Below are 24,774 nucleotides of genomic sequence, written 5' to 3' on the forward strand. Positions count from 1 at the left end.
TGATCACACGTTTTTCTGTTTTTCCCTTTCTTGATTGCGAAGGATAAACCGCTGGATTTTTCCGCTCGGCGTTTTCGGAAGTTCGGTGACAAATTCGACTTCGCGCGGGTATTCGTGCTTCGATAAGCGTGTTTTGACGAACAATGACAGCTCTTCGGCCAGCTCGTCCGATGGAGCATAGCCCTCTTTCAGCACGACAAACGCTTTGACGATTTCCCCTTTAATAGGATCCGGTTTGCCGACGGCGGCTGCTTCGACGACGGCTGGATGCTCAAGGAGGCAGCTTTCAATTTCGAACGGTCCGATGCGGTAGCCGGCGCTTGAGATGATATCGTCAGCCCGCCCTTGGAACCAAAAATACCCGTCTTCGTCTTTGTTCGCCAAGTCACCGGTCAAAAACCACCGGCCGACAAGCCGTTCGGCTGTCTTTTCAGGATCTTTCCAATATCCTTTAAAGACGTTCGGAATGGAATCGATGTTAAAGGCAATTTGCCCAACTTCGCCGTCAGCGACCGGGGTTCCATCTTCACCGAGCAAGGCGATGTCAAAGCCCGGAAGCGGGCACCCCATCGAGCCCGGGCGGATGTCCATCGCAGCAGCGTTGAGATTTCCAATCAGCATCAACGTTTCCGATAAGCCATAATGGTCGTGGATCGTGACACCTAAGTGCTCTTGGAAAAAGCGAATGACTTCCGGATTGAGCGGCTCGCCGGCTGAGCTCATCGCGCGCACTTTCAGGTGATAGCGGCCGATGACATCGGCACCGGCTGCGGCCATCGCCCGGTAGGCGGTCGGAGCGTACGCAAAGTTCGTGACGCCGTATTTTTCCATCAGTGAATAGCATGTTTCTGGTTTAAACGGTCCCTCATAAAAGACGATTGGCACCCCAAACGCCATCGGGGCAAAGGTGCAGAAAATCAACCCGTACGCCCAACCTGGGTCGGCCCCACCGAAAAAGACATCATCATCCCGCAAATCGATGGCATAGCGCATGTATGGATAAATATTGATCAGCACGTTATGCGGCCACATGGTGCCTTTTGGCATTCCAGTCGATCCGGACGTATATTGGATGGCAAGCAGATCATCGGCCGTCGTTTCTTCGAGCGAGTGCTCGGTCGATTCTTTCGAAAGCGTTTTCCAAAATGGGGAATCTTGGCTATCTTCGCGCTCATCATCGACGACAAAAATGTGTTCGAGCGTCGGCATTTTTTCCTTTGCCGGTAGTTTGGCGCGTTGTTCCTTGTTCGTCAAAATCACTTTCGCCTCGGCATGGTTGATGCGATATTCGATCGCCTGTGGGCCAAACGCGGTAAAGAGCGGCACGTACACGGCGCCGACTTTCCAAGCTGCCAAAATATAAACGACAAGCGCAGGGTTTTTCGGCATGAGCGCGCAGACGCGATCCCCTTTTTTCACTCCTAGTTTGCGGAACACATTCGCCATTTGGTTGGACCAATCGCGTAATTGTCGATACGTGATCGTTTTCTGCTCTCCTAAAGCGTTTTCATAAAAGAGCGCAATGCGATTCGGATCATTGGCATAGCGGTCGCATACTTCATGGGCGACGTTGAATCGGCTGTGGGGATCTCCATCATAATGAGCAAATACGTGATCCCAGGAAAACGATTGGATGAGTGAGACTGGTGATACGTTGTTAACCATCTTGATCCCTCCGTTGTTTGAAAAAGACTTAAATTAATAATAATAGAAAAATGTATAAAATTCAATATATTATTGTTAGATAACACCGATAGTAATAAGAGAATCTGTTTAGGAACAATTTGTGTTAGGGTGCTGAACTTGGCAGAACCAATGAGGGTGGTATTCATTTCTTGGCTGGTGTCCCTAGCGGCTCGTTCCTTTTTTGCATAAGCAACATTTCGAGCGATGATGCTGGAAGCTCCTCCTTTTTGCTTCCTCTTGGATTTCGAGGATAAAAAAATTCTCCGATTTTTATCGGAGGATGCGAAAAGAAAACGGCGTTCTTGCCGATTTGGTAGTGATGAATGGATCAGTCAGGACGTTGGAAGGGAAGTCATCAAGGAAATGATGAGGGATTTGAGCAAGCGATTGTAGCAATCACCGACAATAAGAAAGAATACGTCATCGTTAACGGAGCTAGTATTGCAGGTAGGGAATTAGAAAATGGTGAAGTGAAAGGGAGCGATCAAAACAAATGAAATGGTAGACGAGCAATGATAACCGAATTTTCACACAAAACCGGGCAATGATATAGTAAAATTAGAGAGACGGGGGATGGGGAAATGAGCTTTTTTTGGGTGGGATTTCTATTTTGGTTATTCATCGGAGCCTCAATTTTCCTTCTCATTTGGGGAGGGCTGAGAAAAAGGGCGATTCATTTGGTAAGTAGTGCCTTATTATTTTTACCGATTGCGTATTATTTCAGCGGAGCGGAGAATGCGTTCAAGTGCCTGATGTTTTATCCTATGTTCCCATTGTTGCTTGCTATATTTTTTATACATAAAAGCTCTTGATCCACTAATATGATTGCTATGGAAGGCTGATGAAAATCGCTGTTTCTTGGCGTCATTGATGCTGGAGAACTTCAAATAGTAGAAAGGACTTTGATAGGCTCTTGGCGAGTGGGATAAAAACGCTGAAGAGGAGTTCCCTAATTTGAGCACTCCTCCTCGTCTTTCAGGCATGACTAAAATTTTATTTGTGCCAACGTATTCTCTGTCAGCGCAGCGAAATCCGCTACATCTGTTCACTTCTCTTTCCGTTACGCTTGTCTGCTGTCTTTAAAAGAACACCAAACGGTCTTGGCACTCATTCGTGAGGGCATGTCACCGTTTTTCACCTTGTTTTTCTTCTGTGAGTGATGAAACGGATGGCACGGTGCGATACCAAATCCACAAATCGTTGATAATCGAGGCGAGTTCGGCGATGTCAGCATTGAGCTGGCACGAGCGCGCAAAATCGGCTTCGTGGCTAAGCGCATCTTGTTTTTCATTGATTTGCCGCTCCAGCGTCGCGATGCGGTCAGGGATGGAGCCACGGATGGCTTCCCACTCGAGCAAAATCGCTTCCTGTTCTTCGGCGCTGTAGTCTTCCCAACGTTTGTCCAACTGCGGCACGCGGATGCCGAGCCGTTTGTCATCGATAAATTGGCGGTTCATCTTATCCCCTCCCTGTTTCTATTATACGAAAACATACGACAGCTCGGAGTCGAATTTTTATGCTTTTATTTGAATAAGTATTGAAAAATCATTGGAAAGCTGATAAAGTGATAGTGTATTAGATTGAATATTTATTTATGTTTAAGTATATTTATGTGAAAAAGAAAGGGGAACAACCATGGCAAATCCAAAATTGGTGCTGGCGTATTCCGGCGGTTTAGATACATCGGTGGCGATTAAGTGGTTGCAGGAGCGCGGGTATGATGTGATCGCGTGCTGCTTGGACCTTGGAGAAGGGAAAGATCTCGATTTTGTGAAAGAAAAAGCGCTCAAAGTCGGAGCAATCAAATCGTACGTCATCGACGTCAAAGACGAGTTTGCGAACGAGTACGCGCTCATCGCCTTGCAAGCAAACGCGCTGTATGAAGGAAAATATCCGCTCGTCTCGGCACTGTCCCGCCCGCTCATTGCGAAAAAATTGGTGGAAATCGCCGAGCTTGAAGGCGCGGTGGCAGTGGCTCACGGTTGCACGGGGAAAGGGAACGACCAAGTGCGTTTTGAAGTGTCAATCAAAGCATTGAATCCGGATTTGGACGTGATCGCGCCCGTTCGTGAATGGAGCTGGTCGCGTGAGGAAGAAATCGAATACGCGAAAAAACACGGCATTCCGATCCCGGTTGACCTTGATAGCCCGTTTTCGATCGACCAAAACTTATGGGGACGCAGCAACGAATGCGGCATTTTGGAAGATCCGTGGGCTGCACCACCGGAAGAGGCGTACGAGCTGACAGCTTCGCTTGAGAATGCGCCGGACGTGCCGGATGTTATCGAGATCGGCTTTGAGCAAGGCGTGCCGGTGACGCTAAACGGGAAAGCGTACCCGCTTGCACAGATGATTTTGGAGCTGAACGCCATCGCCGGCAAGCATGGTGTCGGCCGCATCGACCATGTCGAGAATCGCCTTGTTGGCATTAAGTCGCGTGAAGTGTACGAATGCCCAGGCGCCATGACATTGATCAAAGCGCATAAAGAGTTGGAAGACTTGACGCTTGTGCGGGAAGTTGCCCATTTCAAGCCGCTCATCGAGCAAAAAATCGCCGAAGTCATTTACAACGGCCTCTGGTTCTCGCCGCTCAAAGATGCGTTGGTCGCGTTTTTGAAAGAGACGCAGAAAAACGTGACCGGCGTTGTGCGTGTGAAGCTGTTTAAAGGCCATGCGATCGTCGAAGGGCGCAAATCGCCATTCTCGCTCTATGATGAAAAATTGGCAACGTATACTTCAGAAGACGAATTTGATCATCAAGCAGCCGTTGGCTTCATTTCGCTGTACGGCTTGCCGACGAAAGTCAACAGCATTGTGAATAAGCAAAACAAATCATCGGTGTCGACGGGTCAATAAAACATCGGGAAAAGGAAGGAGGAAGTCGCATTCCTCTGCGGCGTGATGTGTGAAAAAGCTTTGGGGTGGACGATTTACAAAAACAGCGGAAGAATGGGTCGATGAGTTTGGCGCATCGATCCCGTTCGACCAAGAGCTCGTTGAAGAAGATATTGAAGGCAGCCTCGCTCATGTGACGATGCTCGGCGAGTGCGGCATTTTGCCGGCCGAGGACGTCGAAAAAATAAAAGACGGGCTTCTGCGCTTGCTCGAAAAAGCGAAGCGGGGAGAGCTGGAGTTTTCGGTCGCGTATGAAGACATTCACTTAAACATCGAAAAAATGTTGATCGATGACATCGGCTCAGTCGGCGGCAAGTTGCATACCGGACGGAGCCGGAACGACCAAGTGGCGACCGATATGCATCTATACTTGCGCAAGCGCGTCAAAGAGATTCTCAGCTTGATCCGCGGGCTGCAGCGGGCGCTTGTGTCTCAAGCCGAGAAGCATGTCGAAACGATCATGCCGGGGTATACGCATTTGCAGCGGGCGCAGCCGATTTCGTTCGCCCATCATCTGCTTGCGTATGTGTGGATGTTAGAACGTGACTATGAGCGCTTTTCCGAGTCGCTGAAACGGATCAACCGCTCGCCGCTTGGCGCCGGGGCGCTCGCCGGCACGACGTTCCCGATCAACCGGCAGCGGACGGCGGAGCTCCTTGGTTTTGAAGGCATTTACGAAAACAGCTTAGATGCTGTAAGCGATCGCGATTTTATCATCGAATTTCTAAGCAACAGCTCGATGCTCATGATGCACTTATCGCGGCTAGCGGAGGAGCTCATCCTTTGGTCAAGCCAAGAGTTTCAGTTCGTTGAGCTTGATGACGCGTTTGCGACCGGCAGCAGCATCATGCCGCAAAAGAAAAACCCGGACATGGCCGAGCTTATCCGCGGCAAAACCGGGCGGGTCTACGGGCACCTAATGGCCTTGTTGACGGTGATGAAAGGGCTGCCGCTTGCCTACAACAAAGATATGCAAGAAGATAAAGAAGGCATGTTCGATACGGTGAAGACGGTCATCGGTTCGTTGAAAATTTTCACCGGCATGATTGAGACGATGAATGTGCGCGTGGATGCGATGGAGAAGGCGACAAAACAAGACTTTTCGAACGCTACGGAGCTCGCCGATTATCTGGCGGCCAAAGGCATGCCGTTCCGCGAAGCGCATGAGGTCGTCGGCAAGCTCGTCTTGCATTGCATCGAACAAGGCGTTTTTTTGGCCGATTTGCCGCTTGAGGTGTATAAGGAAGCGTCGCCGCTGTTTGAAAAAGACATTTATGACGCGTTGAATTCGCGTACGGCGGTCAATCGCCGCAACAGCGCCGGCGGAACCGGTTTTGCGGAAGTGCGCGCGACGCTCGCCAAAGTGAAAGAGAGACTAGGCACCCTGTAACATGACGGGGTGCTCTTTTTTTGGACAGGGCCGGAACATGTGCGGTTTCTTTCTCTCTCTATGTGCATGAGTTTTGTTCGTACCACTATTCTTTTGGTGTCCGAACGACCAACACATCGCATTTTGCATAGCGGACGATGTTTTCCGATACGCTGCCGATTAAGAACCGCTCGACCGCGTTCAGACCCGTCGCCCCGCAAATGATTAAGTCGGCTTTGTATTTGGGAGCGACGTCCTTGGCGATTTTCACTTTCGGCGAGCCAAACTCAATGTCGGTCTCCACGTCGTTGAGTCCTGCGGCGATGACCGCATTTTTATAACGTTCGAGCAGGTCGTTGGCGTACTGCTCCGACCGTTCGGCAAGAGAATAATCATGCGCCTCGACAGTCGTAAAGCCGCGCAAATCGATAATATGGGATAAAATGAGCTTCGCTTTGTTTCGTTTCGCAATTTCGATCGCTTTTTTCAACGCCCATTCTGCTTCTTTCGAGCCGTCAACAGCAACGACAATCGTTTTGTATGTTGTCGTCACGTTCTCCACTCCCCTTGGATATAAATGTTACTTCTATATGTAGTATACCCTCCTCGTTCTAGCGGGAAACTAGACCATATATTTCGATTTTGTGAACAAGGAGGAAAAATGATGGAAAAGCGGTACAACGGCTGGTCATACGATGAGGAGGAAGTACGGACGATTACGCAGCAAATTACTGAGTCGTATGAGAGCGGTATGATTGATGATGACGATGCATCGTATTATGACCCGCGCCGGGAAGTCGGCGAATAACCATAGCGACAACGCGCTATGGTTATTTTTTTATCATCGTGCCCCGGGAAGACCTCACTTCGACCCCATGAGGATAAGTGGGAGATGAATCCGTCATCACCCACTGTGGAGCGCACGAGGCTGGCGTGGTTGACAGCCTGCCGTGGGACGGGTGTTCCCGACACTCTCCTCTCTAAGCGTAAACGTCGGTGGCAGAGCGTTCCAATTCTCTCCTGTTTGTAGTAAAGTAAAAATGAGACAGGCGAATAGCGGCAAGGAGGGAGAACAGTGCGGCACGCCTTAATCACGGCTGGAGCGAAAGGGCTGGGTCGAAAAGTGACGGAGCTGCTGCTGGACAAAGGTTATTCAGTGACGGTTAACTACCGGAGCGATGAACGGGCAGTGCACTTGCTTCAAGAACGGTATAAGGACGCGAGCGATCGTCTCCAATTTGTGCGCGGCGATGTGACCAACAAAGACGATTTGGCGGCATTGGTTGACGCGGCCATGGAACGGTTCGGCCGCATTGATTTCCTCATTAACAACGCGGGACCATACATTTTTGAACGGAAAAAGCTGGCCGATTATACGGAAGATGAATGGTACGAGATGGTGGAAGGCAACTTGAGCTCGGTGTTCCATTTGGTAAGGCGGACGATTCCGATTATGCGGAAACAACGGTTCGGTCGCATCATTACGTATGGGTTCCAAGGAGCGGCCGATGCCCCGGGATGGGTGCATCGTTCGGCCTTTGGCGCTGCGAAGGTCGGGCTTGTGTCATTGACGAAAACGATCGCTCTCGAAGAGGCGGAATACGGCATCACCGCCAACATGGTCTGTCCAGGCAACATCGTTGGCGACATGAAAGAAGCGGACATTCAAGATGCCCGCACCAAGCGTGATGAGGAAACGCCCATCGGACGGCCTGGGACGGGAGAGGATATCGCTCGTGTCATCGCCTTTTTGTGCGAAGACGATTCGGACTTCATCACCGGCGCTGTCATTGATGTCACCGGCGGAGCGAACGTCATCTATCGCCACTTTTTCCGGTGATCGCAATGCCGTCTTCTTTTGCTGTTTGCTTTCCGGTTGAACAGGGAACAATAAAAGAGGAAGTGGCAAGGAAAAAGGAGGAAAATGAACGGTGAAAATTGGCGTTCCAAAAGAAATCAAAAATAATGAAAACCGTGTCGCCATTACACCGGCTGGCGTCATGACGCTTGTGAAAGCCGGGCATGACGTCTATGTTGAAACGAATGCCGGCGCCGGATCGGGCTTTTCAGATGCCGAATATGAACAAGCCGGAGCGGTGATCGTACCGAACGCCGAAGACGCGTGGGCGGCGGAGATGGTGTTGAAAGTGAAAGAACCGCTGCCTGAGGAATTCCGTTATTTTCGGCCTGGGTTGATTTTGTTTACGTATTTGCATTTGGCAGCGGCCGAAGAGCTAACAAAAGCGCTTGTTGAACAAAAAGTCGTCGGCATCGCCTATGAGACGGTGCAGTTGGAGAATGGCTCCCTGCCGCTATTAACCCCGATGAGTGAAGTCGCAGGCCGCATGTCGGTGCAAGTCGGTGCCCAGTTTTTGGAGAAACCGCACGGCGGCAAAGGGATTTTGCTTGGCGGTGTACCCGGAGTGCGACGCGGCAAAGTGACAATCATCGGTGGGGGAACGGCTGGGACGAACGCAGCAAAAATCGCCGTCGGCCTCGGGGCGGACGTGACGATTTTGGACATCAACGCCGATCGGCTGCGTGAGTTGGATGATTTGTTTGGCGACCATGTGACGACGTTAATGTCCAACCCATACCATATCGCGGAATGTGTGCGCGAATCAGATTTGGTCGTCGGCGCGGTCTTGATCCCGGGGGCGAAAGCGCCAAAGCTCGTCACCGAAGAGATGGTTCGCTCGATGGCCCCGGGCTCGGTACTTGTCGATATTGCGATCGACCAAGGGGGCATTTTTGAAACAACCGACCGAGTGACGACGCATGACAACCCGACATACGTCAAGCACGGCATCGTCCATTACGCCGTCGCCAACATGCCGGGCGCTGTCCCGCGCACCTCGACGTTTGCGCTTACGAACGTCACGATCCCATACGCCTTGCAGATCGCCAACAAAGGCTACCGCGCTGCGAGTCTTGACAATCCGGCATTGTTAAAAGGAATCAACACGCTAGACGGGCACATCGTGTACGAAGCGGTAGCGGCGGCTCACAATATGCCGTATACGGATGTTCATCAGGTATTAGGGTAATGAAATGGTGGCGGGGCGCCCAGTGATTCCCGAAAGAGAAGGTGCAAGAAACAAAGCCAATAAACCGCAAAGCTGCCCAACTCGGCCTTGCAGCAGGCCGGCGGGCAGCTTTCGCTGTTTAGACAAGAGAATCAGTTTCTAAACTCCGCACGTTAAACGATGATCAGTTCTTTTGAAAACGATGTCAGCACCTGACCCCCGCTGTCGGTGACAGCGATGTCATCCTCAATGCGCACGCCGCCGATTGCGGGGACGTAAATGCCTGGTTCGATCGTAAACACCATCCCTGGGACAAGAAGCTCTTCGTTTGCGCCATGGAGGGATGGGTGTTCGTGGACCTCAATCCCTAAGCCGTGGCCGACGCGATGGGTGAAGTACGGACCATAGCCGGCCTGTTCGATGACGCTGCGGGCGGCGCGATCGATGGCGCCCAAAGCTGTTTGCGGGCGGCAAGCATCAATCGCCGCTTGTTGGGCGCGCAGGACGGTGTTGTAAATGAGTCGTTGTTCGTCGCTTGCCGTTTGACAGACGACAGTGCGGGTGATGTCCGAACAATAGCCGTCAACGATGACTCCCAAATCGAATAAGACGAAATCGCCCGAAGCGACCGCTGCCGATCCCGGCACGCCGTGCGGATCGGCCGTGCGCGCGCCTGTCAGCACGGTTGTCGGAAACGACATTCCTTCCACGCCGAGCTTTTTCAGTTCATATTCGATCACAGCGACGAGCTCGAGCTCTGTTACGCCGGGGCGGATGGCCGATACGCCGATTTCAATCGCTCGGTCGGCGAGTTCGGCTGCCTGGCGCAACCGTTTCATTTCTTGCTCGTCTTTGATAAGGCGAAGCTGACGCAGTGTTTCTTCAGCGTCGAGCCATTGGACGTTGGGAAACAGCGCCGAAAGCCGCTCGAAACGCGCGAATGACAAATGGCTTTTCTCGACGGCGATGGTGTTTGCTTTAATCGCTCGTCCTTGCAGATGGCGGTGAATTTCTTCCCACGGGTCGGTGCTGTCATCATAGCCGATCACCGCATACCCCCAACCAGCCCGGCGGGCGCGGGCGGTTTCCATTTGCGGGCAGACGAGCACGGGCTCGCCGTCAGGAAAAACGAGAAGCGCGAGCAGCCGCTCGTGCGGGTCGCACCAAAATCCGCTTAAATAAAAGACGTTGGCGCTTGACGTGATGAAGGCAAATGAATCATCATGATGTTGAAGCCATAATGATAACGATTTCAGCCGTTGATTCATCGTTCCATTCCTTCCTTTTTTCGCTATCGTTCATTTTGAGCGTACCAAGAAACGGGCAAATTGTAAATGGATAAGCGGGAAAAGAAGGAAATGAACGCGCGGCGGCGAACCATGTTTAAGTGGAAAGGAGAGATGTGACTATGAAAATCAGCTACCATGGCCATTCAGTTGTTCGCATTGAAACAAACGGAAAAACGATTTTGATCGACCCGTTCATCACCGGCAACACAACGACCGACTTGAACGCAGCCGATGTGAAAGCGGACGTCATTTTGTTGACGCACGGGCACGGCGACCATGTGGGTGATACGGTCGAGATTGCGAAGCGGAACAATGCGCTCGTCGTAGCGACGTTCGAGCTGGCGACGTATTTAAGCTGGCAAGGGGTCGAGACGTTCGGTATGAACATCGGTGGGGCGCGCGAATTTGACTTTGGCACGGTGAAGTTCACACAGGCATTTCACAGCTCCGGCTTTGTGACAGAAGACAAACAAATCATTTATTTAGGCATGCCGACTGGCATTTTGTTCACCGCCGAAGGCAAAACGATCTACCATGCCGGTGACACCGGACTGTTTTCTGACATGAAACTGATCGGCGAGCGTCATTCGATCGATGTGGCGTTTTTGCCGATCGGCGACAGCTTCACGATGGGACCGGAAGATGCGGCGGTGGCTGCCGAATGGCTTGGGGCGAAGCTGGTCGTGCCGATCCATTACAACACGTTCCCGCCGATCGCACAAGATCCACAACAGTTCGTGTCGCTTCTCCCGCCGGGCGTCGGACGCGCCTTGCAGCCGGGCGAAAGCATCGAGCTGTAACCGCCTGTTCCTTGCAGTACAAACCGCTTTTAGCCGCTGTTCATTGAGGGGAAAGGAATTGACCTTTCCTCTCTTTTTGTCAACAGGACGACATGCTCCTTTGGTCAAACGGGTGGATGCGCGGTGATGCGGTTGGAGTGATTGGTGATTGCCGGTTGTGTTTTTTGATGAGCCACATCCTTCGCATAGCCCCTTCCCGTTGAATCGCTGCCGTTGTGCCCGTTATAATGAAAGTAACAATATGCAAAGGGTGAAGGACCGTTGGCGACAAAACATGAGCAAATTTTGCAATACATCCATCAGTTGCCGATTGGCGAGAAAATTTCTGTCCGCCAGATCGCCAAAGAAATGGGCGTGAGCGAAGGCACAGCGTATCGAGCGATTAAGGATGCGGAAAACAAAGGATATGTGAGCACGATTGAGCGCGTCGGCACGATTCGGATCGAGAAAAAGCGAAAGGAAAACATTGAAAAGTTGACGTATGCGGAAGTTGTTAACATCGTCGACGGACAAGTGCTCGGCGGGAGAGAAGGATTGTATAAGACGCTCAACCGCTTTGTCATCGGTGCGATGCAGCTGGAAGCGATGATGCGCTATACCGGAGCGGGCGATTTGTTGATTGTCGGCAACCGGACAAAAGCGCATGAGCTGGCGCTTCAAGCTGGGGCGGCAGTGCTCATCACCGGAGGGTTTGATACGGCCGATCACGTCAAAAAACTTGCCGACGAGCGGCAGCTGCCGATCATCTCGACGAGCTACGATACGTTTACCGTGGCGACGATGATCAACCGTGCCATTTACGACCAGTTGATTAAAAAAGAAATTGTGCTCGTCGAGGATATTATTATCCCGCTGGAAAAAACCGCGTACTTGCGCGTCAACGACCCGATTGAGCGGTGGTATGTATTAAACAAGGAAACGCGCCATAGCCGCTTCCCGGTTGTCGATGACGATTGGAAAGTACAAGGGATTGTGACGGCGAAAGACGTACTTGATATGGATCGCCAGCTGCCGATCGAAAAAGTGATGACGAAGCAGCCGATTACGGTGAATGGAAAAACGTCGGTCGCTTTTGCTTCCCACATTATGGTGTGGGAAGGGATCGAACTTCTTCCGGTTGTGGATGATCACCACCGGCTGCAAGGGATTATTAGCCGACAGGATGTGTTGAAAGCGCTGCAGATGGCACAGCGTCAGCCGCAAGTCGGCGAGACGATCGAAGACCTTATCACCGCCCAGTTTCGTGAGTCAGGCGACAAAGAGACGTTGTTTCGCTGCGCGATCACCCCGCAAATGACAAGCTATTTAGGGACGCTCTCGTATGGTGTGTTTACGACGATCGTCACCGAAGCGGCGGCACGGATGCTGAGGGCGTACAAACGCGGGGATTTAGTGATGGAAAACATAACCATTTACTTCATCAAGCCAGTGCAAATCGACAGCACGGTCGATGTGAAGGCGAAGTTGCTTGAACTCGGGCGCAAATTCGGGAAAGTAGATGTCGAGGTGTATAACGAAGGGGCGATCGTCGGCAAGGCGATGATGATGTGCCAGCTGATCGACCGATAGACGGTGAAGGCAAACGAAGGGGATGAGGCGATGCCAACGATTCGACCATCCCTTTTTACTTCTGAGAAAGGACGCAAAGCAAGGCGAGGATATCGGTTTGTATGTTGCCAGAGGATGAAGGAGAGGAGCTGTTGCTCCTAGAGTGAGGCATCTCAACGATTTAGCGCCACCGATGGAAGACGGGGGAGAGGAGTAAAAAAATGGAAAATCATTTCGCCTTAAAAGAGCATTTACAGCAATTAGAGGAACGATTGTTAGACCCGAACATTCGCACAACACCAGCAGAGTTGGAAAAGCTGCTTGCAGATGATTTTTTTGAATTCGGAAGTTCGGGGAATGTCTGGTATAAAAAAGATTTCGTTGGCGAGGGTGGACTTAGTGCGACAGAAATGACTCTTTATGATTTTCATATACACCCTTTAACAGAACATGTGGTGCTAACAACATATCGTGTCAAAGATGAAACAAGAAGGCAACATACGTTGCGCAGTTCCATTTGGAAGCAGGTAGATGGGAGATGGCAAATGTTTTTCCATCAAGGAACGATCATACAATCGTGGTAGCCGTCCGATGAAACGAACACGTGCTTTAGATTGATGAAAACATCGCACTCTATGGAACCAATCGCAGCAAAAGCACAGTGAGAGGGGCAAACGGAAAAACTCGCTCATTTTGCACAACCATCGACCTTTTTGAGAAAAAGGAGCGCACGCCTAGACCATGCTGTCTGCGGTGCACTCCTTGATTTTTATCCCCGTTTCGCCGCTTCTTCCGCCTCTTGCGCCGCCTGCGGCAAATAATGACGGTAAGCGCGGTAGCCGGCCCAAGCGCTGCCCAAGCCTAAGGCGATAAAAATGGCGGAGATGATGTACGTTAATGTTGTTGAATACAAAAACAGTTGGTTGATGCCGAACAATGCGACAAACAATCCAAGTGCCATGCTCGATTTTGCTGAGTAAAACTGGCGCTCCATCGGGCGCTGCGCACGGACATAGCGGATTTTATAATAGACGTAAAACGAAAAGGAAAATATAATGAAAATAACCAGTGCTGGCATAGATGATCCCTCCGTTGTCCATTTCTTTTCCCATTGTACATAGAAACGGAAAAAAAGGCCAGCGGTTGAAAATGACAGGTAATCCAAAAGGGGAAGAACGATGAGAGAACAATGCCGACAAATTTTAGATGCGATTCGCCAATTTGACACGATCATCATTCACCGCCATGTGCGTCCAGATCCGGATGCGTACGGGTCGCAAGGTGGATTGGCGGCGCTGCTTCAAGCGTCATTTCCGGAAAAACGGGTGTATGCAGTCGGGACAGATGATCCGTCATTGTCATTTTTGCGGAAAATGGATGTCATTGACGACGATGTGTATGAACAGGCGCTTGTGATCGTCTGCGATACGGCCAATGAGGAGCGGATTTGTGACGGCCGCTACCGGCTTGGACGGAAACTCATCAAAATCGACCACCACCCGAACGACACGCCGTACGGTGATATGATGTGGGTCGATACCACAGCCAGCTCGACAAGCGAAATGATTTACGAGTTCTATTTGGCGGGGAAAGATCACGGGCTGACGATGACGGTGGAGGCGGCACGCTTAATCTACGCCGGTATTGTCGGGGATACGGGCCGCTTTTTGTTTCCGCGCACGAGTGAAAAAACGTTCCGTTACGCCGGGGAGCTCATTTCGTACGGCTTTTCGCTCTCAGAGTTGTATGACGGGCTGTATCGAACAAGCTTGCCGCTCGCGCGTTTGAGCGGTTACGTGCTGTCGAATTTCACGATCGACGAAGGAGTGGCGGCGGTGAAAATGCCGCGGGCGCTTCTTGAGGAGTACGGCGTTGCTCCGCTTGAAGCGTCGCAGCTTGTCGGATTGCTCGGCAATATCGATGGCATTGTTGCCTGGGTGTTTTTCATTGAGGAAGAGAAGGAGATTCGCGTCCGCTTCCGGTCAAAAGGACCGATCATCAATGTTGTCGCCAAACAGTACGGCGGCGGAGGCCATCCGCTTGCGGCCGGTGCTTCCATCGCTTCATGGGAAGAAGCTGACCGTATTGTTGAAGATGTGAAAGCCGTCTGTCGGGCCGAGCGGTAAAGGAAGGAGTTGTTCTTCCGGAAAAAGCCCATATGCGCCGATATGGTCATGAGAAAAGGTGTCCCGACCTTTGGGGACACCCTCTTTTGCCGCCGGCGGACAATGGCGCGCCACCAGGAGATTGATTACGGGAGCGGCGTTAATTTGACTTCGACCGCTAAGATGGTGAAAATCGTGAGTGTATGAATTTGAAGACGGTATGGTTTTTCGTGGATCGTATACGTTTTGTTTTCGATGGCCCGTTTGATCAAATCACGGCTGTTGTACACTGTTTCAATGTCTTTTGTAATTAAATGGGACAAGTCTTCTTTGACGCTGTCTTCGATGCGAAACGTCGTGTACGAGTCAAGCTTGTACTGCTTAGCGTTGGCGAGATGGACGGAAACGTCTTGTACGGTCAGCTTTTTTTTCATTTCTTTGTTGTAATGGATATAGTCCTCTTGCCAAATGCGAATTTCATTTTGTAAATCAGCAATCTGCTCATTGAGCTCGTTGACATGCCGCGCTTGTTTTTCCTGCAGGACGCCGAAAATATATAAAAAGACAAACCAACTAATCAGCGCTCCGATCGCTGCGCCGGCGAAAAAGCGCTGCCATGATGGGGATTGGTAATGCGGAGAAATTCTCATGGCGAAATGTGCTCCTGCGTCAGCCACGTAATGATCGCTACCCCTGTTTGCGCGCCGCCCATGGCAGACAAAATCAACAAAAATTGCCGTACGATGTCTTTCGTTTCCCCAAGAAACAGCCCCCGCTCGACGACATAAAACGTATCAAACGTCCCGCCGATGGCGGCCACCACCGCCCAAATGCGCAAATCGCCGGCGAACCGATACATGGCTGTCAGCGGCTGGCCGCCGCTCAAAAAAGCGCCGAGCGCGCCGATGATGGCGCCGCCGAGCAGCACGCCGACCGCGATGAAATAGCTTTGAATAAACGCTGGCAAAAAGGCCACTTTTTCGTTCATCTGTTTCCCCGCCCTTTCTTTTCTTTTACTATGTATATCAACAAGTTGGACGGAGTATGTAGCTGAAAGAGAAGTTTTCGCCCGTAAAGTGTACGGATGAAGGAGGGATGGCAATGACGTTCGTCCACTTGCACGTGTTAAGCGGATATAGCTTGTTTCAAAGTACGGCCACGGTCGAGGCGCTTGTGGCAAAAGCAAAACAGCTAGGCTACCGGGCTTTAGCGCTCACCGACCATCAGGTGTTGTATGGTGCCATTCCGTTTTATCGGGAGTGTCAGCGCCACGGGCTCCGACCGATCATCGGCATGATGGCTGATGTTGTCCTTGACGGGGACAGCGGGGCGTTTCCGCTCGTCTTGCTCGCGGCCAATGAGGAAGGATACCGCCATTTAATTGAGATAAGCACAGCGGTTCAAATGGGGGAAGAAAAGCATGTTCATGAAGCCGCCCTCCGCCGCTTGAGCGGTGGAATCATTGCCATCACTCCGGGGCTGAACGGGCGGGTTGAATCGTTTCTCGCAGCCGGAGAAGTTGCGCAGGCCAAAGAAACGTTGCTTCGCTATCGACAGCTGTTTGCCGGCTGTTTATATATAGCCATCCAGCGCGGCGAGCGGACGCGCGCTCCGTATGAAAGTGCGCTGTTGAGGCTGGCTGAAGAGACCGGTGTCCCGGTGGTTGCGACGAACGAGGTTCGCTACGTTGAGCGCGAAGATGCGCTCGCATGGCGCTGCTTGGAGGCGATTGGTGACGGTGTGCCGCTTGCGCATATTCCGGAAGAGGATGAGCGGTATTTAGCCGCGCCGGATGAGATGGCTCGCCGGTTTGCCGACTTGCCAGAGGCGCTTGAAAACAGTATGAATATCGCCAATCAGTGTGAGCTCCATATCGAGTTCGGCCGCTGGCGGCTGCCGAAGTTTCCGGTGCCGGACGGAGAGACGGCGGATAGCTATTTGCGCCGCTTGTGCGAACAAGGGCTCGCCCGCCGCGTGCCATCGGCGGATGCGCGCTACCGGGAGCGGCTTGAGCATGAGCTGCACATCATTCAAACGATGCGGTTTAGCGACTATTTTTTGATCGTCGCTGATGTGCTCGCCTACGCTCGTCAACGCGGCATTTTGACCGGCCCGGGCCGCGGTTCGGCGGCCGGATCGCTCGTCGCCTACGCTTTGTCGATTACCGATGTCGATCCGATCGAATACGGGCTCTTGTTTGAACGGTTTTTAAACCCGGAACGGGTGTCGGTGCCGGATATCGACTTAGATTTCCCTGATGATCGCCGTGAAGAAGTGATTCGCTATGTCGTGGAAACATACGGGCGTGATCACGTCGCGCAAATTATTACGTTCGGCACGTTCGGCGCCAAAGCGGCGCTCCGCGAGACGGCGAAGGTGCTTGGCGTCTCTGGGCGCGAAGCGGAACGAGTTATGGCGCTGTTGCCGAACAAACAAGGCGTGACCATCAGCCAATGGCATCGTGAATCCGCTGCTTTCCGCCGTGCGCTCCGTGCCCTCCCTGACGGAGAGCGATGGCTTACGATCGCGAAAAAGTTGGAAGGATTGCCACGCCATACGTCCATCCATGCTGCAGGCGTCATTATCAGTCCAGATCCGCTTATGCGTCATGTGCCGCTGCAGCCGAGCCATGGCGAGTGGCCGCTCACGCAATACGCCATGGGGGCATTGGAAGCACTCGGTTTATTGAAGATTGACTTTCTCGGCTTGCGCACGTTGACTCTGCTCGGGCAAATGGTGCGCCTGATCGAAAGGCAGACGGGAAAGCCGTTTGATGTGCGCACGTTGCCGCTTGATGATGAAAAAACGTACGCCCTGCTTAGTGCCGGGGATACAAGCGGCGTTTTTCAGCTTGAATCAAGCGGGATGAAGCGCGTACTTGCCGAATTGCGGCCGTCGACATTGGAAGAGATCGTCGCCGTCAATGCGCTGTACCGGCCGGGGCCGATGAACATGATCCCTACTTATATCCGGCGCAAGCGCGGCGAAGAGGCGATTTCGTATCTCCATCCGGACCTTGAGCCAATTTTAGCGCCGACATACGGTGTTCTCATTTATCAAGAACAAATTATGCAAATCGCTGCCCGGATTGCTGGATTTTCGCTTGGCAAAGCGGATGTGCTCCGGCGGGCGGTGGCGAAAAAGGAAAAAGCGCTGCTCGCTGAACACCGGGAGGCGTTTGTGGCCGGCTGCGTAGCGAACGGCTATCCAGCGCCGATGGCCGAAGAGTTGTACCGGCAAATCGTTCGCTTTGCCGATTACGGTTTCAACCGGAGCCATGCCGTCAGTTATACGCTGCTGTCGTATGCGTTGGCGTATATAAAAGCCCATTATCCGCTTTGCTTTTATGCGGTCATGCTCTCGAACGCTTCCGGTGACCGGGAAAAAATGGTGCTTTATAGCTACGAGGCGGCGCGAAAAGGCATCGCACTTTTGCCGCCGTCGGTCAATCGAAGCGGCTACCGGTTCGCCGTTGAAGGGGAGGCGATCCGTGCGGGATTGGCAACGGTGAAGCATGTCGGCTCGGCGGCGAAGCTCATCATTGATGAGCGGAAGGAGAACGGGCCGTTTGCGGACTTTTTTGATTTTGCCGTTCGTCTGTTGCCAAAAGGGTTGGCGCGTTCGGCGCTCGAGGCGCTCATTTCCGCCGGTGCGTTTGACGAGTTGGGTGAGGAGCGGGGTTCACTTTTGGCTAGTATTGAGATCGCCATCGAACACGTGCAACTGATGCGGCCATATTTAGAAGCCGGAGGGCTGTCGCTCAAGCCGAAATATGCGGATGCGCCGCCGTTGTCACCGGCCGAGCGGCGGCAGCGGGAAAAAGAACTGCTTGGCTTCGCTGTCACTCCGCATCCAGCCGCCGTCTGCCGCCCTTTATTTCAAGCGGTCCGGGCGGTGCCTGCGGCTGAGGTGCACGGTTCGCCGGTCGTTGTTGGCGGCTGCATCGCCGAGTTACGGAAAACGAGAACGAAATTTGGAGAAGAAATGGCATTTATAACGGTGAGCGATGAAAGTGGAGAATTGGAGGCGGTCGCTTTCCCATCCGTCTATGCCCGTGCGGCTGGTGAGCTTGAAGAAGGGAATTTTGTGCTGCTCGCCGGAACGGTGGACATGCGCGCCGGACGGCGCCAGCTCGTCCTCCGCCGGGCGGAACGCCTGCCGGCGTCGGCGCTGTACATTCATGCGAGCCTTGCAGACAGATCTCGGCTTTCCGCGCTGAAGCTGTTGCTTGAGCAGCATCGCGGCAGCACTCCGGTTTATTTGTACGATGAGACGAAGCGGTCGCTCCTCCGCCTGCCGGAGCGGTATGGCGTCGCTTTGACCGCGCCGCTGATCGATGAACTGATCGCCTTGTTCGGCGCTCGTCGCCTAGCTGTTAAATAAATCGCCCTTTACTATTTCGCTATTTTATTATATCGTATAACCATTAGGTGGTCAGACCAGTATGGAATTGAGAAGTGAGGAAAAGCCGCCGATTCTCGTCACCCATCGTTCCCAAGGTCGGTAAAGATTCAGTTTTCGACTTTAGAAATCTTTTTGCTAGTAAATCGCCGGGAGGGATCTTCGTTGAACGACGAGAAAGTGTATGCTGAGACGTTGAAACATATTCACCGTCTCATTGTTCAGGATGGCCTCGCCCCCGGCGATAAGCTGCCGTCGGAGCGGGAGTTGGCCGAACGGCTTGGAGTCGGTCGTTCGTCAGTGCGCGAGGCGCTGCGGGCGCTCGAATTTCTCGGCCTGATTGAAACGCGGCGCGGCGAAGGAACCTATATGTGTGAGATCGGCAGCCATCAGCTAGTCGATTTGCTGGCGATGTTTTTGCTTGAAAATGAACGGGCAAAAGCCGATTTGGCGGAAACGAAATGGCTTGTCGAACGGCTGTTGCTTGAACTCTTCTGTCAGCGTCAAGGTGAGGAAGCCATAGGAAGGCTTGAAAAAACCGTTCGTCAAAAACCGATCGATTTCGAGCGGTTTTTTCAGACGATCGCCGAAGCAGCTGGCAATTACTTGCTTGTCCGCATTTGGCGGGCGTTGTCCGCGTTTGCGGCCGCCTTTGCGCCGAAGCCGTCGCTTGCGGATTCATTTTATGACCAGCTGCTAGCAGCATTGAAAAAGCGTGATTCGGCGGAAGCCATCGCCGTATGGGAGGCGCACCGGCCCTGGCCATTGTCGAAAAAGAGCTGACACCGTTTGACAAACAATCGTACGTATTTTCGATAAAGTAGTAGAGAGGCGAAAACGCAAAGGAGGGGCTCCCTCGTGTGGAAAGATTTATTTGTGAAAAAGAAAAAATATGCGGCAATCCCTTCCGAGCCGTTGAGGCCTGAAGTGCCGGAAGGCGTAATGACGAAATGCCCGCAATGCAAAAAGATCATGTATACAAAAGAATTAGTGAAAAACTTGCGCGTTTGCTTAAGCTGTGGCTACCATCATCCCATGCCGGCGCGCGAACGGATTGAAAGCGTACTTGATGAAGGCAGCTTTCGCGAGTATGACGCCGGCATGACATCGGTCAACCCGCTCGGGTTCCCGGGTTATATAGAAAAACTGGAAGCAGATCGGCGCAAATCCGGATTGAACGAGGCGGTCGTCACCGGCGAGGGGACGCTTGAAGGCCATCCGCTTGCCATCGCGGTGATGGACTCATCGTTCCGCATGGGCAGCATGGGATCGGTTGTCGGTGAAAAAATCGCCCGCGCCGTCGAACGGGCGCACGAACAGCGGATGCCGTTTCTCATTTTTACCGCTTCCGGCGGCGCCCGCATGCAAGAAGGAGTGCTAAGCCTGATGCAAATGGCGAAAACGAGCGCGGCGCTCAAACGATTCAGCAACGACGGGGGCTTGTTTATTTCCGTCATGACCCACCCAACGACGGGCGGCGTATCGGCAAGCTTCGCCTCGCTTGGCGATTACAACTTCGCCGAACCTGGCGCGCTCATCGGTTTTGCCGGCCGCCGCGTCATCGAACAGACGGTGCGCGAAGAGCTGCCGGAAGACTTCCAGACAGCGGAGTTTTTGTTAAAGCACGGGCAGTTGGATGCCGTCATTCATCGGCATGAGCTGAAGGAGAAGCTCGCCGTCGTGTTGGCGATTCACGCAGGAGGAGGGGAATCAGGATGGTGGCGGAATTAGAATTTGAAAAGCCGCTCGTCGAGTTGCGCCGCAAAATTCAAGAGCTGAAAGAGTTTATGAAAACGGCAGACGTCGATTTGTCGTCGGAAATTGAAAAGCTGGAGGCGCGCCTCACCAAGCTTGAGAACGAAGTGTACGCGAATTTGACGCCGTGGGATCGCGTGCAAATCGCCCGCCATCCGCAGCGGCCAACGACGCTTGATTATATTGAGCGGCTGTTTACGAACTTTTTCGAATGCCATGGCGACCGCTGTTTTGGTGATGATGAGGCGATCGTCGGCGGCATTGCGGATTATGATGGGCTTCCGGTGACGGTGATTGGCCACCAGCGCGGTAAAGATACGAAAGAAAACTTGCGCCGCAATTTCGGCATGCCGCATCCGGAAGGCTACCGGAAGGCGCTTCGGCTCATGAAACAAGCGGAAAAATTTTCCCGGCCGATCATTTGCTTTATTGATACAAAAGGCGCCTATCCAGGCAAAGCGGCTGAAGAGCGCGGCCAAAGCGAAGCGATCGCTCGCAACTTGTTTGAAATGGCAGGATTGACGGTACCGGTCGTCTGCATCGTCATCGGTGAGGGCGGAAGCGGCGGAGCGCTGGCGCTTGGTGTCGGTAACCACATTCATATGCTTGAAAACTCAACGTACTCGGTCATTTCACCGGAAGGAGCGGCCGCTATCTTATGGAAAGATGCGTCATTAGCCCAACGGGCAGCGGAAACGATGAAAATTACCGCTCATGACTTAAAGACGCTCGGCGTCATTGACGAAATCATTCCAGAAGTGAAAGGCGGCGCCCATCGCAATGCCGACGAGCAGGCGAAAGAAATTGACCGCGTGCTGCGCGCTTCGCTGAAGCAGCTGTTGGCGCTCGACGGTGAGGCGCTCGTTGAACAGCGCTATGAAAAATTTAAACAAATGGGCCAAGTATCGTTTTTACAAGAAACGATTCGGGCAAGATAAGGAAAAAGCTGTCTCCATTTGTGGGACAGCTTTATTCTGTCTAGAAAAATTCATTAATGTAAGCCATTTCAGTGAGGGCTTCGATATTGTGTTCCTTAGATGTTCATGGTACATTAGGAATGTTCAAGAGCGACAGACGTATGAGGTCGGACGTGTTGAATTCCATGTAAATGAGGTGGAAAATCATGAAACGGATTGGTGTATTGACAAGCGGCGGCGACTCGCCGGGGATGAACGCCGCCATTCGTGCCGTCGTCCGCAAGGCGATTTATCACGGCGTGGAAGTGTATGGCGTCTACTACGGCTATGCGGGGCTGATTGCCGGCAACATTAAAAAGTTGGAAGTCGGCGATGTCGGTGATATTATCCATCGCGGCGGCACCATGTTATATACGGCTCGCTGTCCGGAGTTTAAAACAGAAGAAGGGCAGAAAAAAGGGATTGAACAGTTGAAAAAGCATGGCATTGAAGGGCTTGTCGTCATCGGTGGCGACGGTTCGTACCAAGGGGCAAAAAAGCTGACTGAACATGGTTTTCCGTGCGTTGGGGTACCAGGAACGATTGATAACGACATTCCAGGTACGGATTTTACGATCGGTTTTGATACGGCGCTGAATACAGTCATTGATGCCATTGACAAAATTCGTGATACGGCAACCTCACATGAACGGACGTACGTCATCGAAGTCATGGGTCGTCATGCCGGCGACATCGCCTTATGGTCCGGTCTTGCTGGCGGGGCGGAAACGATTTTAATTCCAGAAGCGGACTACGATATGAACGACGTCATCGCCCGGTTGAAACGCGGCCATGAGCGTGGCAAGAAACATAGCATTATCATCGTTGCTGAAGGGGTTGGCAGCGGTGTTGACTTCGGCCGGCAAATTCAAGAGGCGACCGGATTTGAAACGCGCGTCACTGTTTTAGGCCATGTGCAGCGCGGCGGGTCGCCGACAGCGTTTGACCGTGTGCTAGCTAGCCGTCTTGGCGCCCGTGCGGTAGAGTTGCTGTTGGAAGGAAAAGGAGGACGCTGCGTCGGCATTCAACAAAACCAGCTTGTCGACCATGACATTGCCGAAGCGTTAGCGCAGAAACATACCGTCGATCAGCGGATGTACTTACTGTCGAAAGAATTGTCCATCTAATTCCCGAGGGGAAAGGAAGAGGAAACGATGAAGCGGAAAACGAAAATCGTCTGTACCATTGGGCCGGCAAGTGAAAGTGTGGACAAGCTTGAACAACTGATTGAAGCGGGAATGAACGTAGCACGCCTGAATTTTTCGCATGGCGATCACGAGGAACATGGACGGCGCATTGCCAACATTCGTGAGGCAGCGCAGCGAACGGGCAAAACGGTCGCCATTTTGCTTGATACGAAAGGCCCGGAAATCCGGACGCACAATATGGAAAACGGCGCGATCGAACTAAGAGAAGGAGCGAAGCTGGTCATTTCGATGAGCGAAGTGCTCGGCACGCCAGAAAAGATCTCGGTCACTTATCCGGGATTGATCGATGACGTATCTGTCGGGTCGAAAATTTTGCTCGACGATGGGTTGATCGCCCTTGAGGTCAATGCAGTTGACAAGCAAGCCGGAGAAATTATCACGACCGTTTTAAACGGCGGCGTGTTGAAAAACAAAAAAGGGGTCAACGTCCCGGGTGTACGCGTCAACTTGCCGGGGATTACCGAGAAAGACCGGGCCGATATTTTGTTTGGCATTCGTCAAGGAATCGACTTTATCGCTGCCTCGTTCGTTCGCCGAGCGTCCGATGTGCTCGAAATTCGCGAGCTGCTTGAAGCGAACGATGCCCTCCATATCCAAATTATCGCCAAAATTGAGAATGAAGAAGGCGTCGACAACATCGACGAAATTTTAGAAGCAGCCGACGGCCTCATGGTGGCCCGCGGTGATTTAGGCGTCGAAATTCCGGCTGAGGAAGTGCCGCTCATCCAAAAGTTGTTGATCAAAAAGTGCAATATGCTCGGCAAGCCGGTCATTACAGCGACGCAAATGCTTGATTCGATGCAGCGCAACCCGCGGCCGACGCGGGCGGAAGCAAGTGACGTCGCCAACGCCATTTTTGACGGCACAGATGCTGTCATGCTTTCTGGGGAAACGGCGGCTGGTCAATATCCAGTTGAAGCGGTCAGAACGATGCACCAAATTGCACTCCGCACCGAACAGGCGCTTGAGCACCACGATATTTTGTCCCAGCGCACAAAAGAAAGCGCGACGACGATTACCGATGCCATCGGGCAGTCAGTCGCTCATACAGCCTTAAATTTAGATGTAGCAGCGATCGTCACGCCGACGGTGAGCGGGAAAACGCCGCAAATGGTGGCGAAATACCGCCCGAAAGCACCGATTATTGCTGTCACCTCAAACGAAGCGGTATCGCGCCGGTTGGCGCTCGTATGGGGCGTCTATACGAAAGAAGCGCGGCATGTGAACACGACGGATGAAATGCTCGATGTCGCCGTCGATGCCGCGGTGCGTTCCGGTTTGGTGAAGCACGGTGATTTAGTCGTCATCACCGCCGGGGTTCCGGTCGGTGAGACCGGTTCGACGAACTTAATGAAAGTGCACGTCATCAGCGACTTGATCGCGAAAGGACAAGGCATCGGCCGCAAGTCGGCGTTTGGCAAGGCCGTTGTGGCGAAAACAGCGGAAGAAGCGTGTCAAAAAATGGTCGAGGGTGGCATTTTAGTCACCATCAACACCGATGCCGATATGATGCCGGCAATTGAAAAGGCGTCGGCGATCATTACCGAGGAAGGCGGATTGACAAGCCATGCCGCGGTTGTTGGCCTAAGCCTTGGCATTCCTGTCGTTGTCGGGGTGAACAATGCGACAAGCTTGTTTAAAGACGGGCAAGAAATTACGGTCGACGGAGGGTTTGGTGCTGTCTACCGCGGCCACGCAAGCGTCTTGTAATATCGTTTTTTATGATCGAAAAAACA

23 protein-coding genes are annotated in these 24,774 nt (G+C 52.5%); 16 read left to right on the plus strand and 7 right to left on the minus strand.

Annotated features, from left to right (window positions below):
- Nucleotides 1-3 precede the first annotated feature (3 nt).
- Nucleotides 4-1,665: an acyl-CoA synthetase gene (locus tag DSM465_RS0103005; RefSeq protein ID WP_011887971.1), complete on the minus strand. Its 1,662-nt coding sequence runs from the start codon at nt 1,663-1,665 to the stop codon at nt 4-6.
- A 344-nt stretch (nt 1,666-2,009) separates the two neighbouring features.
- On the opposite strand from DSM465_RS0103005, the gene DSM465_RS19390 reads away from it, so the two are divergent.
- Entirely contained in the window at nt 2,010-2,183 is a 174-nt protein-coding gene (locus DSM465_RS19390; protein WP_155121011.1) for a hypothetical protein, read from the plus strand.
- 627 nt (nt 2,184-2,810) lie between these two features.
- Here the strand turns inward: DSM465_RS19390 and DSM465_RS0103020 are convergent.
- On the minus strand, nt 2,811-3,143 hold the full coding sequence (locus DSM465_RS0103020) for a hypothetical protein (RefSeq protein WP_008880881.1): 333 nt from the start codon (nt 3,141-3,143) through the stop codon (nt 2,811-2,813).
- A 178-nt stretch (nt 3,144-3,321) separates the two neighbouring features.
- On the opposite strand from DSM465_RS0103020, the gene DSM465_RS0103025 reads away from it, so the two are divergent.
- Complete coding sequence (locus DSM465_RS0103025; RefSeq protein ID WP_008880880.1) at nt 3,322-4,542, plus strand: argininosuccinate synthase; 1,221 nt, start codon at nt 3,322-3,324, stop codon at nt 4,540-4,542.
- 49 nt (nt 4,543-4,591) lie between these two features.
- Nucleotides 4,592-5,971, plus strand: a complete 1,380-nt coding sequence (gene argH / locus DSM465_RS0103030) for an argininosuccinate lyase (protein ID WP_029760606.1) — start codon at nt 4,592-4,594, stop codon at nt 5,969-5,971.
- An 85-nt stretch (nt 5,972-6,056) separates the two neighbouring features.
- Here the strand turns inward: argH and DSM465_RS0103035 are convergent, their stop codons facing one another.
- Nucleotides 6,057-6,503 (minus strand): universal stress protein, encoded by a 447-nt coding sequence (locus DSM465_RS0103035; protein WP_029760607.1) that lies wholly within the window; start codon nt 6,501-6,503, stop codon nt 6,057-6,059.
- A gap of 111 nt (nt 6,504-6,614) precedes the next feature.
- Between DSM465_RS0103035 and DSM465_RS19520 the strand changes: the two genes are divergently transcribed.
- The 3 genes from DSM465_RS19520 to ald all read left to right on the plus strand — a co-directional run bounded on the left by DSM465_RS19520 (nt 6,615) and on the right by ald (nt 8,997).
- Nucleotides 6,615-6,758, plus strand: a complete 144-nt coding sequence (locus DSM465_RS19520) for a hypothetical protein (protein WP_008880876.1) — start codon at nt 6,615-6,617, stop codon at nt 6,756-6,758.
- 267 nt (nt 6,759-7,025) lie between these two features.
- Complete coding sequence (locus DSM465_RS0103045) at nt 7,026-7,790, plus strand: SDR family oxidoreductase (RefSeq protein WP_011887965.1); 765 nt, start codon at nt 7,026-7,028, stop codon at nt 7,788-7,790.
- A 91-nt stretch (nt 7,791-7,881) separates the two neighbouring features.
- Nucleotides 7,882-8,997, plus strand: coding sequence for an alanine dehydrogenase (ald, locus tag DSM465_RS0103050; protein WP_029760608.1), 1,116 nt, complete (start codon nt 7,882-7,884; stop codon nt 8,995-8,997).
- A gap of 152 nt (nt 8,998-9,149) precedes the next feature.
- Here the strand turns inward: ald and DSM465_RS0103055 are convergent, their stop codons facing one another.
- Complete coding sequence (locus tag DSM465_RS0103055; protein WP_029760609.1) at nt 9,150-10,244, minus strand: M24 family metallopeptidase; 1,095 nt, start codon at nt 10,242-10,244, stop codon at nt 9,150-9,152.
- A 140-nt stretch (nt 10,245-10,384) separates the two neighbouring features.
- Here DSM465_RS0103055 and DSM465_RS0103060 point away from each other — a divergent pair, with 140 nt between their 5' ends.
- From DSM465_RS0103060 to DSM465_RS0103070, 3 genes are all read left to right on the plus strand, one after another.
- Nucleotides 10,385-11,065, plus strand: coding sequence for a metal-dependent hydrolase (locus tag DSM465_RS0103060; RefSeq protein ID WP_008880872.1), 681 nt, complete (start codon nt 10,385-10,387; stop codon nt 11,063-11,065).
- Between the two features lie 261 nt (nt 11,066-11,326).
- Nucleotides 11,327-12,634 (plus strand): CBS domain-containing protein, encoded by a 1,308-nt coding sequence (locus tag DSM465_RS0103065; protein WP_029760610.1) that lies wholly within the window; start codon nt 11,327-11,329, stop codon nt 12,632-12,634.
- A gap of 200 nt (nt 12,635-12,834) precedes the next feature.
- Nucleotides 12,835-13,197, plus strand: coding sequence for a nuclear transport factor 2 family protein (locus DSM465_RS0103070; protein ID WP_008880870.1), 363 nt, complete (start codon nt 12,835-12,837; stop codon nt 13,195-13,197).
- Between the two features lie 185 nt (nt 13,198-13,382).
- Here DSM465_RS0103070 and DSM465_RS0103075 read toward each other — a convergent pair whose 3' ends face one another.
- Entirely contained in the window at nt 13,383-13,691 is a 309-nt protein-coding gene (locus tag DSM465_RS0103075; RefSeq protein ID WP_008880869.1) for a YtpI family protein, read from the minus strand.
- Nucleotides 13,692-13,791: 100 nt separating this feature from the next.
- On the opposite strand from DSM465_RS0103075, the gene DSM465_RS0103080 reads away from it, so the two are divergent.
- Entirely contained in the window at nt 13,792-14,739 is a 948-nt protein-coding gene (locus DSM465_RS0103080) for a DHH family phosphoesterase (protein ID WP_008880868.1), read from the plus strand.
- 125 nt (nt 14,740-14,864) lie between these two features.
- Here the strand turns inward: DSM465_RS0103080 and ytrI are convergent, their stop codons facing one another.
- Together ytrI and DSM465_RS0103090 are read right to left on the minus strand one after the other, a co-directional pair.
- Nucleotides 14,865-15,368: a sporulation membrane protein YtrI gene (gene ytrI, locus DSM465_RS0103085; protein ID WP_008880867.1), complete on the minus strand. Its 504-nt coding sequence runs from the start codon at nt 15,366-15,368 to the stop codon at nt 14,865-14,867.
- Entirely contained in the window at nt 15,365-15,706 is a 342-nt protein-coding gene (locus DSM465_RS0103090) for a YtrH family sporulation protein (protein ID WP_008880866.1), read from the minus strand. The genes ytrI and DSM465_RS0103090 overlap by 4 nt, the downstream gene beginning before the upstream one ends.
- Before the next feature lie 113 nt (nt 15,707-15,819).
- On the opposite strand from DSM465_RS0103090, the gene dnaE reads away from it, so the two are divergent.
- From dnaE to pyk, 6 genes are all read left to right on the plus strand, one after another.
- Nucleotides 15,820-19,101: a DNA polymerase III subunit alpha gene (dnaE, locus tag DSM465_RS0103095; RefSeq protein ID WP_029760611.1), complete on the plus strand. Its 3,282-nt coding sequence runs from the start codon at nt 15,820-15,822 to the stop codon at nt 19,099-19,101.
- A 183-nt stretch (nt 19,102-19,284) separates the two neighbouring features.
- Nucleotides 19,285-19,902, plus strand: a complete 618-nt coding sequence (locus DSM465_RS0103100) for a FadR/GntR family transcriptional regulator (protein WP_008880864.1) — start codon at nt 19,285-19,287, stop codon at nt 19,900-19,902.
- Nucleotides 19,903-19,977: 75 nt separating this feature from the next.
- Complete coding sequence (gene accD, locus DSM465_RS0103105) at nt 19,978-20,850, plus strand: acetyl-CoA carboxylase, carboxyltransferase subunit beta (RefSeq protein WP_008880863.1); 873 nt, start codon at nt 19,978-19,980, stop codon at nt 20,848-20,850.
- Entirely contained in the window at nt 20,835-21,812 is a 978-nt protein-coding gene (accA, locus tag DSM465_RS0103110; RefSeq protein WP_008880862.1) for an acetyl-CoA carboxylase carboxyl transferase subunit alpha, read from the plus strand. The genes accD and accA overlap by 16 nt, the downstream gene beginning before the upstream one ends.
- A 185-nt stretch (nt 21,813-21,997) precedes the next feature.
- Nucleotides 21,998-22,957 carry a 6-phosphofructokinase gene (gene pfkA, locus DSM465_RS0103115; protein ID WP_008880861.1) on the plus strand — a complete coding sequence of 320 codons (960 nt, stop codon included), beginning with the start codon at nt 21,998-22,000 and terminating at the stop codon, nt 22,955-22,957.
- 27 nt (nt 22,958-22,984) lie between these two features.
- Nucleotides 22,985-24,748, plus strand: a complete 1,764-nt coding sequence (gene pyk, locus DSM465_RS0103120; RefSeq protein WP_008880860.1) for a pyruvate kinase — start codon at nt 22,985-22,987, stop codon at nt 24,746-24,748.
- Nucleotides 24,749-24,774: the final 26 nt, after the last annotated feature.

It is taken from the genome of Geobacillus thermodenitrificans subsp. thermodenitrificans DSM 465 (genome assembly GCF_000496575.1).
Classification (GTDB): domain Bacteria; phylum Bacillota; class Bacilli; order Bacillales; family Anoxybacillaceae; genus Geobacillus; species Geobacillus thermodenitrificans.